The sequence below is a fragment of the Streptococcus parauberis NCFD 2020 genome (assembly GCF_000187935.1).
GTDB lineage: Bacteria > Bacillota > Bacilli > Lactobacillales > Streptococcaceae > Streptococcus > Streptococcus parauberis.
The window spans coordinates 587,893-601,856 of the sequence record NZ_AEUT02000001.1 but is presented as its reverse complement, the minus strand read 5'-3'; the positions used below and the strand labels follow the sequence as shown (position 1 = coordinate 601,856).

Sequence of the window (13,964 nt, the reverse complement as noted above, 5' to 3'; positions counted from 1 at the left end):
AAACTTTTAGGAGGGTTCATTTAGATGAACAAGAAAATTATTGGTCTTGGTTTAACTTCAGTAGCATTGTTAAGTTTAGCTGCTTGTGGTAATCGTGGTGCTTCAAAATCTGATAGTAAAGATGCTAAAACTGATTTGAAAGCAGCGATTGTAACTGATACTGGTGGTGTTGATGATAAATCATTCAACCAATCAGCTTGGGAAGGTTTGGAAGCTTGGGGTAAAGAAAATGGCCTAAAAAAAGGTGCTGGTTTTGATTACTTCCAATCTAACAGTGAATCTGAATATGCTACTAACCTTGATACTGCAGTATCAAATGGTTATAAAGTTGTTTATGGTATCGGTTTTGCTCTAAAAGACGCAATTGCCAAAGCAGCTGGTGATAATACTGATGTAAACTTTGTAATTATTGACGATGTAATCGAAGGTAAAGACAATGTTGCAAGCGTAACTTTCGCTGATAATGAAGCTGCATATCTTGCTGGTATTGCTGCTGCTAAAACTACAAAAAAGAAAGTTGTTGGTTTTGTAGGTGGTATGAAAGGTACAGTTATCACTCGTTTTGAAAAAGGTTTTGAAGCTGGTGTTAAATCAGTTGACGACTCAATCAAAGTTAAAGTTGACTATGCTGGATCATTTGGTGATGCCTCTAAAGGGAAAGTAATTGCAGCTGCCCAATATGCTGGTGGTGCTGATGTAATTTATCAAGCTGCTGGTGGTACTGGTGCTGGTGTCTTTAACGAAGCTAAGAGTATCAATGAAAAACGCTCTGAAGATGAAAAAGTTTGGGTTGTCGGTGTTGACCGTGACCAAGAAGCTGAAGGTAAATACACAACTAACGATAAAAAAGAATCTAACTTTGTATTAGCTTCATCTATTAAACAAGTTGGTAAATCAGTTGAATTAATTAACAAACTTGTTGCTGATAAGAAATTCCCTGGTGGAAAAACAACTGTTTATGGTTTGAAAGATGGTGGTGTTGACCTTGCTACTACAAACTTAAACGACGATGCTATAAAAGCAGTTAAAGAAGCAAAAGAAAAAATTATTTCTGGTGACATCAAAGTTCCTGAAAAATAATAACTAAAAAGAACGACCTTCGTCGGTCGTTCTTTTTAGACTGAGATACTTTTATCTCAGTAAAGCTTGTGACTAGTGACAAGCTTTACTGAAATAAAAGAGTGAATTGAAAGGAAGCACAATCCCATGATTCAATATGTCATTGAAATGAAAGACATTACAAAAAAATTTGGTGAGTTTATTGCAAATGATCATATTAATTTGCAAGTTGAAAAAGGTGAAATTCATGCCCTTTTAGGAGAAAATGGAGCTGGCAAATCAACATTAATGAATATGTTAGCTGGTTTATTAGAACCTACTGAAGGTGAAATTATCATTAATGGGCAGGTAGTTGATATTGATTCGCCATCAAAATCTTCTAAACTAGGAATTGGAATGGTTCACCAACATTTCATGTTGGTAGAGGCTTTTACTGTAGCTGAAAACATAATTTTAGGAAATGAAACAGTCAAAAATGGCGTTTTGGACCTAAAACAAGCAAGTAAAGATATCAAAGAATTATCAGAAAAATATGGTCTATCTGTAAATCCAGATGCAAAAGTTGCTGATATCTCTATTGGAGCACAACAACGTGTTGAAATCTTGAAAACATTATATCGTGGTGCGGATATTCTTATCTTTGATGAACCAACAGCAGTATTAACTCCATCAGAGATTAAAGAATTAATGTCTATCATGAAAAATTTGGTCAAAGAAGGTAAATCAATTGTATTGATTACTCATAAACTAGATGAAATTCGTGCTGTAGCAGATAAAGTTACAGTTATTAGACGTGGTAAGAGTATCGAAACAGTTCCAGTAGCAGGGGTTAGTTCAAAAGAACTTGCTGAAATGATGGTGGGTCGCTCAGTATCATTTATTACAGAGAAAGATCCATCACAACCTAAAGATGTCATCTTATCTATTAAAGATTTGGTTGTAGATGAAAATCGAGGTGTTCCTGCAGTTAAAAGTCTTTCACTTGATGTTCGTGCTGGTGAAATCGTTGGTATTGCTGGTATTGATGGTAATGGACAAAGTGAGCTTATTCAAGCTATTACTGGCTTAAGAAAAACAAAATCTGGTAGAATTACAATAAAAAATAAAGATGTTACGCATATGTCTTCTCGTCAAATTACTGAATTATCAGTTGGTCATGTTCCTGAAGATCGTCATAGAGATGGACTAGTTTTAGATCTTTCCTTGGCAGAAAATACTGCTTTACAAACTTATTACAAAGAACCATTAAGTAAAAATGGTATTCTAAACTACAACAAAATTAATGAATATGCTCGTAAATTGATGAAAGAGTTCGACGTTCGAGGCGCAAGTGAATTAGTACCTGCAAAAGGATTCTCTGGAGGAAACCAACAAAAAGCAATTATAGCTAGAGAAGTTGACCGTGATCCGGATTTACTGATTGTTAGCCAACCGACTCGTGGGCTAGATGTTGGTGCAATTGAGTATATTCACAAACGTCTAATTAAAGAACGTGACAAAGGGAAAGCAGTCTTAGTTGTAAGTTTTGAATTAGATGAAATATTAAATGTATCAGATAGAATAGCAGTAATTCATGATGGTAAAATTCAAGGTATTGTAAGTCCTGAAAACACTAATAAGCAAGAATTAGGTATCTTGATGGCCGGTGGTTCGATTGATAAGGAGGAAGAAAATGTCTAAAAAGGCACAACAAATTGCAGTACCAGTCATATCCGTATTATTGGGATTTATACTGGGTGCAATTATTATGTTTATTTTTGGCTATGATCCAATCTGGGGATATGAAGGATTATTCCAAGTCGCCTTTGGTAGTGTTAAAAATATTGGTGAAATCATGAGAGCAATGGGTCCACTAATTCTAATTGCGCTTGGCTTTACAGTTGCAAGTCGCGCTGGATTCTTTAATATTGGTCTTTCTGGTCAAGCTTTAGCTGGTTGGATTTCATCAACTTGGTTTGCATTAGCACATCCTGAAATGTCTCGCCCTTTATTAATTCTTTTCACCGTTTTAATTGGTATGATTGCAGGTGGAATTGCGGGGGCAATTCCTGGTATTTTAAGAGCCTTCTTAGGTACTAGTGAAGTTATTGTAACTATCATGATGAACTACATTATTTTATACATCGGCAACGCTGTTATTCAAAATGGTTTTGCCAAAAGTATGAAACAAAGTATTGACTCTTCTATTCAAGTTAGTAAAAATGCTAGTTACCAATCCCAATGGTTATCAGATTTAACTAATCATTCCCGAGTTAATATTGGAATTTTCTTTGCAATCATTGCTATAGTATTAATTTGGTTCTTACTCAATAAAACGACCTTAGGATTTGAAATTCGTTCAGTTGGTTTAAATACACATGCTAGTGAGTATGCAGGTATGTCTTCAAAACGTACAATCATTCTTTCAATGATTATTTCAGGTGCTTTAGCTGGACTTGGAGGAGTCGTAGAAGGTCTTGGTACATTTGGCAATGTCTTTGTTCAATCTAGCTCTTTAGCAGTTGGTTTTGATGGGATGGCAGTTAGTTTATTAGCGGCAAATAATCCAATTGGAATATTCTTCTCATCATTCTTATTTGGTGTCCTAAATGTTGGAGCACCTGGTATGAACATTGCTGGTATTCCACCAGAACTTGTGAAAATTGTTACAGCCTCAATTATCTTCTTCGTTGGAACGCATTACCTGATTGAACGTTATATGATTAGAACGAAAAAAATAACAGTGAAAGGGGGTAAATAAGATGAGTATAGTTACAATTTTATCCTTATTAATGTCCTCAATGCTTATTTATGCAACTCCTTTAATTTTCACTAGTATTGGTGGGACCTTCTCTGAAAGATCTGGTGTCGTTAACGTTGGTCTTGAAGGGATTATGGTTATTGGTGCTTTTACTGGTATCATTTTCAACCTCGAGTTTGCTAAGGTGTTTGGAGCAGCAACACCATGGATTTCAATCTTAGTTGCTGGGATTGCAGGTTTAATTTTCTCACTTATCCATGCTGTAGCAACAATTAACTTTAGAGCAGATCATATTGTTAGTGGTACTGTTTTAAATTTACTAGCTCCTTCATTAGCAGTTTTCCTTGTGAAAGCATTTTATGGCAAAGGACAAACTGATAATATTCAAACTTCTTTTGGTAAATTTGATTTTCCAATATTATCACAAATTCCAGTGATTGGTGATATTTTCTTTAAAAATACTACATTAATTGGATACACTGCAGTAGTATTTTCATTTGTAGCTTGGTATGTCTTGTATAAAACAAGATTTGGTCTACGCCTTCGTTCAGTTGGTGAACACCCTCAAGCAGCTGATACTTTAGGTATTAATGTTTATTTGATGAAATATTATGGTGTAATGATTTCTGGTTTTCTTGGCGGAATCGGAGGAGCAGTTTATGCTCAATCTATTTCAGTAAACTTTGCTGTTACGACAATTTTAGGTCCTGGATTTATTTCTCTAGCAGCAATGATTTTTGGTAAGTGGAATCCAATTGGAGCAATGCTTTCTAGTTTATTCTTTGGTTTATCTCAAAGTTTGGCAGTTATTGGAAGTCAGCTTCCATTCCTAGAATCAATTCCACCAGTATACTTGGAAATTGCCCCTTATGTTTTCACAATATTTATCCTAGCAGCTTTCTTTGGTCAAGCTGTTGCGCCAAAAGCTGATGGTGTTAATTATATTAAATCAAAATAAATAGAGCAGAAATGCTCTTTTTTGTTTTATAGGAATAGAAAATCGATTCAGGCGAGTGACTCTTGAATGGAAAACGAAAGAACTAGGAAATTTTTCCTAGTTCTTTAACAAAAAAAGGTCCACTGGACCAAGGTGTTCTCTTTCATATTTCATGGAGAACAGAAAAAAAGGTCCACTGGACCTTTTTTTTAATCTACGAATGCATTAATTTCTTTTTCGATTGTAGCAATTTTTTCTTCAGCTTTTTCTAAAGTTTCACCAACAGTTGCGATGTAGAACTTGATTTTGGGTTCTGTACCAGAAGGACGAACTGCAAACCATGAATCATCAGCAAGTGTATATTTTAATACATTACTTGGAGGAGTTGTTAATGGTTTAACGTTTCCTTGAGCATCTTTTGCTGTTTGTTCTTGGAAATCTTCAGAAAGTATAATTTCTGTATTGTTAAATTGACTTGGTGCATTATCTCGGAATTTATTCATAATTAAATTAATTTGAGCAGCTCCATCAACACCTGAAAGTGTTAGTGAAATGGTTTTCTCAGCAAAGTAGCCATATTCTTTGTAGATTTCATCAATACCATCTGCTAATGTTAAACCACGAGAGCGGTAGTAAGCAGCAATTTCAGCAACTATTAATACTGCTTGAATAGCATCTTTATCACGTACGAATGGTTTAATGAGGTAACCGAAACTTTCCTCAAATCCAAACATGTAAGTATAGTTATGTTTTTCTTCAAATTCTTGAATTTTTTCTGCAATGAACTTGAAGCCAGTAAGAACATTAAACATTGTTGCACTGTAGCTTTCAGCAATCTTAGTAACTAACTCTGTAGACACAATTGATTTAGCTAGAGCAGCATTTTCAGGTAAAGTACCTGCTTGCTTATGAGCTTCTAAAATATATTTAGCAATTAAAGCACCGATTTGGTTACCTGACAAATTCCAATAAGAACCATCCTCCTGACGAATTTCAACACCTAAACGGTCAGCATCTGGGTCGGTTGCAACTAAAACGTCAGCATTTACTTGACGACCTAATTCTTCAGCAAGAGCAAATGCTGCTTGGCTTTCTGGATTGGGAGATTTTACAGTTGAAAAATCAGGATCAGGTTTTGCTTGTGCTTCAACAACTTCAACAGATTCAAAACCTGCTTGAGCCAAAGCACGGCGAGCAAGCATTTCACCAGTACCATGTAGTGGTGTATATACAATTTTCATGTCACGTCCGTAGTTGTCGATTAAGTCTTGGTTGATATTGACATCTTTAACTTCTTTTAAGTATTCTTTATCAATAGCTTCACCAATGACTTCGATTAAACCTGTTTCTTTAGCTTCTTCTAAATCTGCTAGTTGAATTGAGAATGGGTCTTCAATAGCTCTAATATAGTCTGTAAGAGCATCAGCGTCTACTGGTGGCATTTGTCCACCATCTGCACCATAAACTTTATAACCGTTAAATGGAGCTGGATTATGGCTGGCTGTGATCATGATCCCTGCAAAAGCTCCAAGGTGACGAACAGCAAATGATAATTCAGGGGTTGGTCGTAAGCTTTCAAAAACATATGACTTAATGCCATGCGCAGCTAATACTTGTGCTGATTCAAAGGCAAATTCTGGTGAAAAATGACGTGAATCATAAGCGATAGCGATTCCTGCATCTTTAGCATCCTGACCTTTTGACTCAACCAATTTGGCTAAACCTTCAGTAGCTTGACGTACTACATAGATGTTGATTCGGTTTGTTCCTGCACCAATGTAACCACGCATCCCAGCTGTACCAAATTCTAAATTGGTATAGAAGGCATCCTCCATAGTTTTATCATCCATTGATTTAAGTTCTTCCATAAGATAATCTGGAAGAGTAGAAACAGCTAACCATTTTTGATAATTTTCTTTATAAGTCATTATTTGCTCCTTTATATTTTTAAACGCTTTCATTATACCATTTTGGAATGAAAAAATCATCTTTTTTTATAGAGATTTCATTGCTTACATAATTAAATTTTCAAAAAAACTTACTCCGAAGAACAAGTAAATTTTTATTTTTTCAATTTTGTTAAAGTTGGGACTATTGCAAAGACAACAAGGGCAGAAATTACCATTTCAGCAATTGCATTTGTTGAAACAATTGTAGTTAACAAGGCTTTAATATTTCCGTTAAATACAGTAGCAAAAAAAACAAAAATTCCGCTAAGGACAAAAACTGTATTAGTTAAAGATCCAATTATTCCTGATAGAATGAGCCCTGCCTTATTTTGCATCATTTTATAGATAAAGTATGGGAAGACACCAATTAGAATTCTTGGAACTAAAGCAATAATAATAGAGTAAAAGTTACCATTAGTGACAAATGGAGAGAAAAGGTAGCTGGTTGGTAAAAGGACAATGGTATTGGTAATAATACTTATAATACCCATTAATCCACCTAGAATGGAACCGATTTTAGGACCATAAACAATTGATGCTACAATTACTGGGATGTGAACAAGTGTCGGTTTAATTGGGACCGGCCAGATATTAAAAACCATTGAACTGATAAAGTGAATCAGTAGCATAATGGCAAAAAAGATTGAAATAGTAGCAATCGTTGATGCTTTAGAACGGTTCATAAGTAAAAAAACTCCTTTAAAGTTATAAATTTATTTAATTTCAGATAAGTTAAGAATTTCCGATACGATAGTCTCGATATCAGCTAAGGCACCAGTTCCAATGTCTCCACAGGCTAGTAAACTCGATTTCGGTTTGATTTCATAAAAACCAACTGAGGCCAAGCGTTTTAAATTTTCTTGGGTAATTGGGTTTGTGTACATTTTTGTATTCATTGCTGGCGCTATCATTTTTTTTGTCTCCTCAGGCAAAGCCAAGGCGACACCTGTCACTATGCTGTCTGCAAAGCCATATGAAAGATGAGCAATCGTATTGGCACTAGCAGGTGCGACAATGAACAAATCGGTATTTTTGGCCAGGTCAATGTGATTAATTTTGGAAACATCATCTTCATCCATGATATCCAAATGGACTGTGTTTTTTGAAAGGACTTGTAATGTGAGTGGAGTGATGAAAGCTTGGGCAGCTTTAGTCATTAATACAGTTACGTGATAGCCCTCTTTAACAAGACGACTCGTTAAATCAGCAGCTTTATAGGCTGAAATGCTACCGGAAACTGCAAGAGTAATTTTAGTTATCATATGCGCTCACCCTTTCAAAAATAGCTTGAGCAATTTCTTGATTCGATTCTAACTTTTGAACATTTTCAGCGGAAACTAATAATGCCGGATGCTCGTCTTTGTTAATACCACTTAAGTCATTAGCAATAATTGCAGCGGCTTTATTGTTTCGTAAACTGTCTCTGGCTACATTAATCAATTCCTCCTCAGATACGTTAACAAGTAATTTGAAACCAATTAATTGAATAGTTGGATTCCAATCCTTAACCATTGAAATGACTTTGGGCGTTTTTTTAAGAAAAAGAACTTGGTAGTCTGATTTTGAAGAAATCTTACTTTCTTTATTTTCTTTTTCAAGTAAGGTCAGGGGGTTACTTGTAGCTAGCAATTCATCCATGTCTGTCATATAGACTGGGGTATAATCAGAAACTGCCATGGCATGAATAAGACAGTCATTTTCTTTAACTAAAGGTTCTAAGGTCATCAATAAGCTATCAACATTACTAATGATATAAGTAGTTAAATTAGTATGTGGATCTGGCTTAATAGTAGCATTAGTTGTAACAAGAGTTACTTGGTCACCATGGTCTAAAAATAATTGAGCGATTTCTTTTCCTGTTTGACCACTTGAATGATTTGTAATCCCTCTAACAGAATCAATCTTTTCAGTAGTTCCACCAGATGTAATTAATATTTTCATAGCCTTATTTTACACAAAAATCACTAGTTAGTAAACGTTTTAATTCGCGGATGAATTTATAGAATATTTAATCTAAAATTATACATATATTAAATCAGAGCAGATATCTCGTTATGTTCGGTTTAATTTATTTAGATTTTCAAATAAATGAAATAATCTTGTAAAAATAGCAAGAAACCGAACGTTAATTATATATAAATATATATTTGTTTGTTTGTCTTGCGACTGTGGTATAATAGTCATATCTTAACTAACAAGGAGACTAAAGTGAAATCAGATATAGAAATTGCTCAAAGCATAACACTCAAACCTATTACAGAAATTGTAGAAAAAGTTGGGATTACCTATGATGATATTGAATTATATGGTAAATACAAAGCAAAATTATCCTTTGATAAAATTCAATCATTAGAAAACAATAAAGTTGGCAAACTAATATTAGTTACTGCCATTAATCCTACACCAGCGGGTGAAGGAAAATCAACAATGAGTATTGGCTTAGCAGACGCTCTCAATAAAATTGGTAAGAAAACAATGATTGCCTTACGTGAACCTTCTTTAGGACCTGTTATGGGAATAAAAGGTGGAGCTGCTGGTGGCGGTTTTGCACAGGTTTTACCAATGGAAGACATTAATCTTCATTTTACAGGAGATATGCATGCCATTACTACAGCGAATAATGCCTTATCAGCCTTAATTGATAATCATTTACAACAAGGAAATGAACTTGAGATTGATCAACGCCGTATCATTTGGAAACGCGTTTTGGATTTGAACGACCGTGCACTTCGTCAGGTTATTGTTGGTCTAGGAAGTCCGCTTAATGGTGTACCAAGAGAAGACGGTTTTGATATAACCGTAGCTTCTGAAATCATGGCCATTTTGTGTCTTTCAACTGATTTAGCTGATTTAAAAGAAAGATTAGCAAATATTGTTATTGCCTACAATAAAAACCGTCAGCCTGTGTATGTTAGAGATTTAAAAGTTGAGGGTGCTTTAACATTAATTCTTAAGGATGCTATTAAACCAAATTTAGTTCAGACTATCTATGGAACCCCTGCACTGGTTCACGGTGGACCTTTTGCTAACATTGCTCACGGCTGTAATTCAGTACTTGCAACAAGTACTGCGTTACGCTTAGCTGATTATACAGTTACAGAGGCTGGATTTGGAGCAGATTTAGGGGCTGAAAAATTCCTCGATATCAAGGTGCCTAATTTACCAACAACTCCTGATGCAGTTGTGATAGTTGCTACTTTACGTGCACTCAAGATGCATGGTGGTGTGGCTAAAGCTGATTTAAATAATGAAAATGTTCAAGCTGTCCGTGATGGCTTTGCCAATCTAAAAAAACACGTGGAAAACATCAGAAAATATAATGTACCAGCTGTTGTTGCCATTAATGAGTTTGTAGCTGATACAGAGGCTGAAATTGCAGCACTTAAAGAATTGTGCAAACAAATTGATGTCCCTGTTGAGTTAGCAAGTGTTTGGGCCGATGGTGCTGATGGCGGTGTCGAATTGGCACAGACTTTAGTAGAAGTTATTGAAAAAGGTCAAGCAAATTACCGTCGCCTTTATCAATCAGAAGATGCTATCCAAGAGAAAATTAAAAAAATCGTTACCGAAATTTATGGTGGTCGCTCAGTTCAATACTCTGGTAAAGCCTTAAATCAATTAAAGCAGTTTAGTGAATTTGGTTGGGATAAATTACCAGTTTGTATGGCCAAAACACAATACAGTTTTTCAGATAATCCAAATCTTTTAGGTGCACCAAGTGATTTTGACATCACAATTCGTGAATTTGTTCCAAAAACTGGTGCTGGTTTTATAGTTGCTTTAACTGGTGATGTAATGACTATGCCTGGTTTACCAAAAGCTCCTGCTGCCTTAAATATGGATGTATTAGACGACGGAACTGCTATTGGTTTATTCTAAAATAATTAAAAGAGAATCTAAGATTCTCTTTTTTTATGGGAAGGAATAGAAAATTTTGATAAACTATTGATGATAGACTTGACTAGAAAGGTAATAAAAAAGATGAAAACATATACTTATCAATCAACTATCTATGCAGTTCCTGGAAAAGGAGGAGCTTATACTATTTTTCCGTATAATATTAGAGAAGAATTCAATAAAGGACGTGTTAAAGTCCATGTTACATTTGATGGCTATGATTATGATGGGTCAATTGTTAACATGGGAATAAAGGATGAATTCGATCAAGTTGTCTATATTATTGGAATCAGAAAAGATATTCAAAAGGCAATCAATAAAACAATTGGTGATACTGTTGAAATAACTCTTAGAGAAAGAGATTAATTGATTCCTGTCTAATCATTGAATATGATATAATATCTGTTAATATCAAACTTTATGGAGGAAAGGCACATTAATAATAAAACAAAAGTAAAGTATCTGCTCCATAAGAGTAAATTAGGATTTTTGCGAGGAATCTTCAGTCGGGTGACAGTTATTGCTATTCTGATTGTCATCCAATTAGTTTTTATTTATCAGTCCTATGCCTGGATGGAGCAATATCGTTATTGGTTAACAATTGTTGAAGCCATTTTTTCAATGTTTATTGTTCTATATCTAGTAAATAGTGAAATGGATGCTATTTCTCGGGTTACATGGCTAATATTAATTATGATTGCACCCTTATTAGGGTCCTTGTTTCTAGTTTATACAAAACTAGACTGGGGTTATCGAGGCTTAAAAAAACGAATTAATCACTTAGTCGATGAGAGTAGTAAGTTTATGAAAAATGATCAAGAGATTTTAGAAGTCTTAAAAGGAAAGACTTCAACTACCTATCATTTAGTCCAATATTTACAAAGAACAAGTGGCAATTTCCCAGTTTATGATGGGACGCGGACAACCTACTTTCCAGGTGGCGAAGATTTTTTTGAAACCTTGAAAGCTGAGCTATTAAAGGCAGAAAAATATATCTTTATGGAATTTTTTATTATTGCAGAAGGTCTTATGTGGGGTGAAATTTTAACAATTTTAGAGAAAAAAGTTAATGAAGGCGTCGAGGTTAGAGTATTATATGATGGAATGACTGAGCTTTCGACTTTGTCACTGGATTATTCAAAACGTTTAAGTGAACTGGGAATCAAAGCAAAATCATTCCTACCAATTTCCCCAATTATTTCGACCTATTACAATTACCGTGATCATCGGAAAATTGTTGTTATTGATGGGGAAGTAGCATTTACTGGTGGTATTAACCTAGCTGATGAATATATAAATGAGATTGATCGCTTTGGTCATTGGAAAGATGCTGGTTTGATGCTTGAAGGGAAAGCTGTTGACAGTTTCTTAGTTCTTTTTCTACAAATGTGGTCAATTTCTGAAAAAGAAATTATCATTGAACCCTATTTAATAGAACATACAAAACACATTCCGTCTGATGGTTACATTATCCCCTATGGTGATTCACCATTAGATACAGATAAAATTGGCGAGAATGTTTATATCGATATTCTTAACCATGCCAGAGAGTATGTATATATAATGACACCATACCTTATCTTGGATAGTGAGATGGAGCATGCTTTACGTTTTGCGGCCGAACGTGGTGTTGATGTCAGAATAATTATGCCCGGTAACCCAGATAAAAAAATTCCTTATGCCCTAGCAAAAACTTACTATAAAGCTTTAATGTCATCTGGTGTAATCATTTATGAGTATAAACCTGGCTTTGTTCATTCGAAAATCTTTGTCAGTGATGGCATGAAAGCAGTAGTGGGCACTATTAATCTTGACTACAGAAGTCTTTATCATCATTTCGAGTGTGCAACATATTTATATCGTGTATCGATTATTTCCGATATCTTAAAAGACTTTCAAAAAGTACAAGAACAATCCAAAATAGTTACACCTGAAATGGTTAATAATCGTCCATTCCATCAAAAACTTGTTGGTCTGTTGGTAAAAACAATTGCACCCCTCTTGTAATTAAAGAATCTTTCTGTTATGATAGGTACATGCGATGAGTCGATTGTGGTCTAAGACCACTTTTGCGCGGGGAGGTCATTAAGGCAGGAGCCGACTTTGATAAATTGTGTGAACCCTTTTATCACATTCTTTGAATGCCCCAAACCTTTGTCTTTTGACAAAGGTTTTTTTTTGACTTTTCAAGTTAAAAATTTTACGCTATAATAAGTAAATATAAATTTTTTGAAAATTTTAAATATAGTAAACAATAGTTTATAGTGAGGTAGAAAAATGGGTTATACAGTCGCTGTTGTTGGTGCCACAGGTGCCGTTGGAACACAAATGGTTAAAATGTTGGAAGAATCTAGCCTTCCAATTGAAAAAGTTAGGTTACTAGCTTCATCAAGATCAGCTGGTAAAACTTTAACTTATAAAAATGAATCAATTGTTATTGAAGAAACGACTGAATCTGCTTTTCAAGGAGTTGATATTGCTTTATTTTCAGCCGGAGGCTCTATTTCTGCAAAGTATGCTCCATATGCTGTTAAAGCAGGAGCAGTTGTTGTAGACAACACTTCTCATTTTAGACAACATCCTGATGTTCCTCTTGTTGTTCCAGAGGTTAATCCACAAGCAATGGATAATCACAATGGTATTATTGCTTGTCCAAATTGTTCTACAATCCAAATGATGGTCGCCCTTGAACCTATTCGTCAAAAATGGGGCTTGGAACGAATTATTGTTTCAACTTATCAAGCCGTTTCTGGAGCAGGTCAATCAGCTATAAATGAAACACTTAATCAGTTTAGTCAAGTTATTAATGAAGGTTTGAATCCAAAAGATGTAACAGCTAATATTTTACCTTGTTCAGGGGATAAGGAACATTATCCAATTGCTTTCAATGCTTTAGCTCAAATTGATGTTTTTACTGCTAATGATTACACTTATGAAGAAATGAAAATGACAAATGAAACGAAAAAAATCATGTCGGATGATTCCATTAAAGTTTCAGCAACATGTGTTCGTATTCCAGTTTTATCAGCTCATTCTGAATCAGTCTATATTGAAACTAAAACTGTTGCCCCAATTGATCAAGTAAAAGCAGTAATAGCAGAATTCCCTGGTGCTATCCTTGAAGATGATACTGCTCATCAAATTTATCCTCAAGCAGTTAATGCTGTAGGTTCCAGAGAAACATATGTTGGCCGAATTAGAAAAGATCTCGATATTGAAAATGGCTTGCATATGTGGGTTGTCTCTGACAATCTTTTAAAAGGTGCAGCTTGGAATTCTGTTCAAATTGCAGAAACTTTACATGAGAGAGGTTTAGTGAAAGCTAGTCAAGATTTAAAATTCGAGTTGAATTAACACTTACAACAAAACCCAATGGAAGATA

The 13,964-nt window shown here is 34.8% G+C and carries 12 protein-coding genes; 8 read left to right on the top strand and 4 right to left on the bottom strand.

The genetic code is table 11. The features are described from left to right. Window positions 1-24: 24 nt before the first annotated feature. The 4 genes from SPB_RS02985 to SPB_RS02970 all read left to right on the top strand — a co-directional run bounded on the left by SPB_RS02985 (window position 25) and on the right by SPB_RS02970 (window position 4,757). Complete coding sequence (locus tag SPB_RS02985) at window positions 25-1,080, top strand: BMP family lipoprotein (RefSeq protein WP_003105350.1); 1,056 nt, start codon at window positions 25-27, stop codon at window positions 1,078-1,080. Between the two features lie 126 nt (window positions 1,081-1,206). Then, the gene (locus SPB_RS02980; protein WP_003102509.1) at window positions 1,207-2,739 is read left to right on the top strand and encodes an ABC transporter ATP-binding protein; all 1,533 of its coding nucleotides are present in this window, start codon (window positions 1,207-1,209) and stop codon (window positions 2,737-2,739) included. Beyond that, on the top strand, window positions 2,732-3,799 hold the full coding sequence (locus SPB_RS02975) for an ABC transporter permease (protein ID WP_003103676.1): 1,068 nt from the start codon (window positions 2,732-2,734) through the stop codon (window positions 3,797-3,799). The genes SPB_RS02980 and SPB_RS02975 overlap by 8 nt, the downstream gene beginning before the upstream one ends. 1 nt (window position 3,800) lies before the next feature. Continuing rightward, complete coding sequence (locus SPB_RS02970) at window positions 3,801-4,757, top strand: ABC transporter permease (protein ID WP_003105285.1); 957 nt, start codon at window positions 3,801-3,803, stop codon at window positions 4,755-4,757. Window positions 4,758-4,945: 188 nt separating this feature from the next. Here the strand turns inward: SPB_RS02970 and SPB_RS02965 are convergent, their stop codons facing one another. From SPB_RS02965 to SPB_RS02950, 4 genes are all read right to left on the bottom strand, one after another. Continuing rightward, complete coding sequence (locus SPB_RS02965) at window positions 4,946-6,664, bottom strand: phospho-sugar mutase (protein ID WP_003105990.1); 1,719 nt, start codon at window positions 6,662-6,664, stop codon at window positions 4,946-4,948. Window positions 6,665-6,798: 134 nt separating this feature from the next. Further along, window positions 6,799-7,368, bottom strand: coding sequence for an ECF transporter S component (locus tag SPB_RS02960; RefSeq protein ID WP_003102541.1), 570 nt, complete (start codon window positions 7,366-7,368; stop codon window positions 6,799-6,801). A gap of 30 nt (window positions 7,369-7,398) precedes the next feature. Beyond that, window positions 7,399-7,947: a phosphopantothenoylcysteine decarboxylase gene (gene coaC / locus SPB_RS02955; protein ID WP_003103541.1), complete on the bottom strand. Its 549-nt coding sequence runs from the start codon at window positions 7,945-7,947 to the stop codon at window positions 7,399-7,401. Next, complete coding sequence (locus SPB_RS02950) at window positions 7,937-8,626, bottom strand: phosphopantothenate--cysteine ligase (RefSeq protein WP_003106034.1); 690 nt, start codon at window positions 8,624-8,626, stop codon at window positions 7,937-7,939. Before SPB_RS02950 ends, coaC begins: the two co-directional genes overlap by 11 nt. Before the next feature lie 267 nt (window positions 8,627-8,893). Here SPB_RS02950 and SPB_RS02945 point away from each other — a divergent pair, with 267 nt between their 5' ends. From SPB_RS02945 to SPB_RS02930, 4 genes are all read left to right on the top strand, one after another. Further along, the gene (locus tag SPB_RS02945) at window positions 8,894-10,564 is read left to right on the top strand and encodes a formate--tetrahydrofolate ligase (protein WP_003103032.1); all 1,671 of its coding nucleotides are present in this window, start codon (window positions 8,894-8,896) and stop codon (window positions 10,562-10,564) included. 102 nt (window positions 10,565-10,666) lie between these two features. Continuing rightward, window positions 10,667-10,948, top strand: coding sequence for a DUF1905 domain-containing protein (locus SPB_RS02940; protein WP_003103827.1), 282 nt, complete (start codon window positions 10,667-10,669; stop codon window positions 10,946-10,948). Window positions 10,949-11,002: 54 nt separating this feature from the next. Continuing rightward, the gene (gene cls / locus SPB_RS02935; RefSeq protein WP_080558357.1) at window positions 11,003-12,589 is read left to right on the top strand and encodes a cardiolipin synthase; all 1,587 of its coding nucleotides are present in this window, start codon (window positions 11,003-11,005) and stop codon (window positions 12,587-12,589) included. A 270-nt stretch (window positions 12,590-12,859) separates the two neighbouring features. Then, window positions 12,860-13,936 (top strand): aspartate-semialdehyde dehydrogenase, encoded by a 1,077-nt coding sequence (locus SPB_RS02930; RefSeq protein WP_003104222.1) that lies wholly within the window; start codon window positions 12,860-12,862, stop codon window positions 13,934-13,936. Window positions 13,937-13,964: the final 28 nt, after the last annotated feature.

Coding starts and splice junctions, on each gene's coding strand:
- SPB_RS02985 (WP_003105350.1), top strand. CDS start 25: ATGAACAAGAAAATTATTGGTCTTGGTTTAACTTCAGTAGCATTGTTA.
- SPB_RS02980 (WP_003102509.1), top strand. CDS start 1,207: ATGATTCAATATGTCATTGAAATGAAAGACATTACAAAAAAATTTGGT.
- SPB_RS02975 (WP_003103676.1), top strand. CDS start 2,732: ATGTCTAAAAAGGCACAACAAATTGCAGTACCAGTCATATCCGTATTA.
- SPB_RS02970 (WP_003105285.1), top strand. CDS start 3,801: ATGAGTATAGTTACAATTTTATCCTTATTAATGTCCTCAATGCTTATT.
- SPB_RS02965 (WP_003105990.1), bottom strand. CDS start 6,664: ATGACTTATAAAGAAAATTATCAAAAATGGTTAGCTGTTTCTACTCTT.
- SPB_RS02960 (WP_003102541.1), bottom strand. CDS start 7,368: ATGAACCGTTCTAAAGCATCAACGATTGCTACTATTTCAATCTTTTTT.
- coaC (WP_003103541.1), bottom strand. CDS start 7,947: ATGATAACTAAAATTACTCTTGCAGTTTCCGGTAGCATTTCAGCCTAT.
- SPB_RS02950 (WP_003106034.1), bottom strand. CDS start 8,626: ATGAAAATATTAATTACATCTGGTGGAACTACTGAAAAGATTGATTCT.
- SPB_RS02940 (WP_003103827.1), top strand. CDS start 10,667: ATGAAAACATATACTTATCAATCAACTATCTATGCAGTTCCTGGAAAA.
- cls (WP_080558357.1), top strand. CDS start 11,003: ATGGAGGAAAGGCACATTAATAATAAAACAAAAGTAAAGTATCTGCTC.
- SPB_RS02930 (WP_003104222.1), top strand. CDS start 12,860: ATGGGTTATACAGTCGCTGTTGTTGGTGCCACAGGTGCCGTTGGAACA.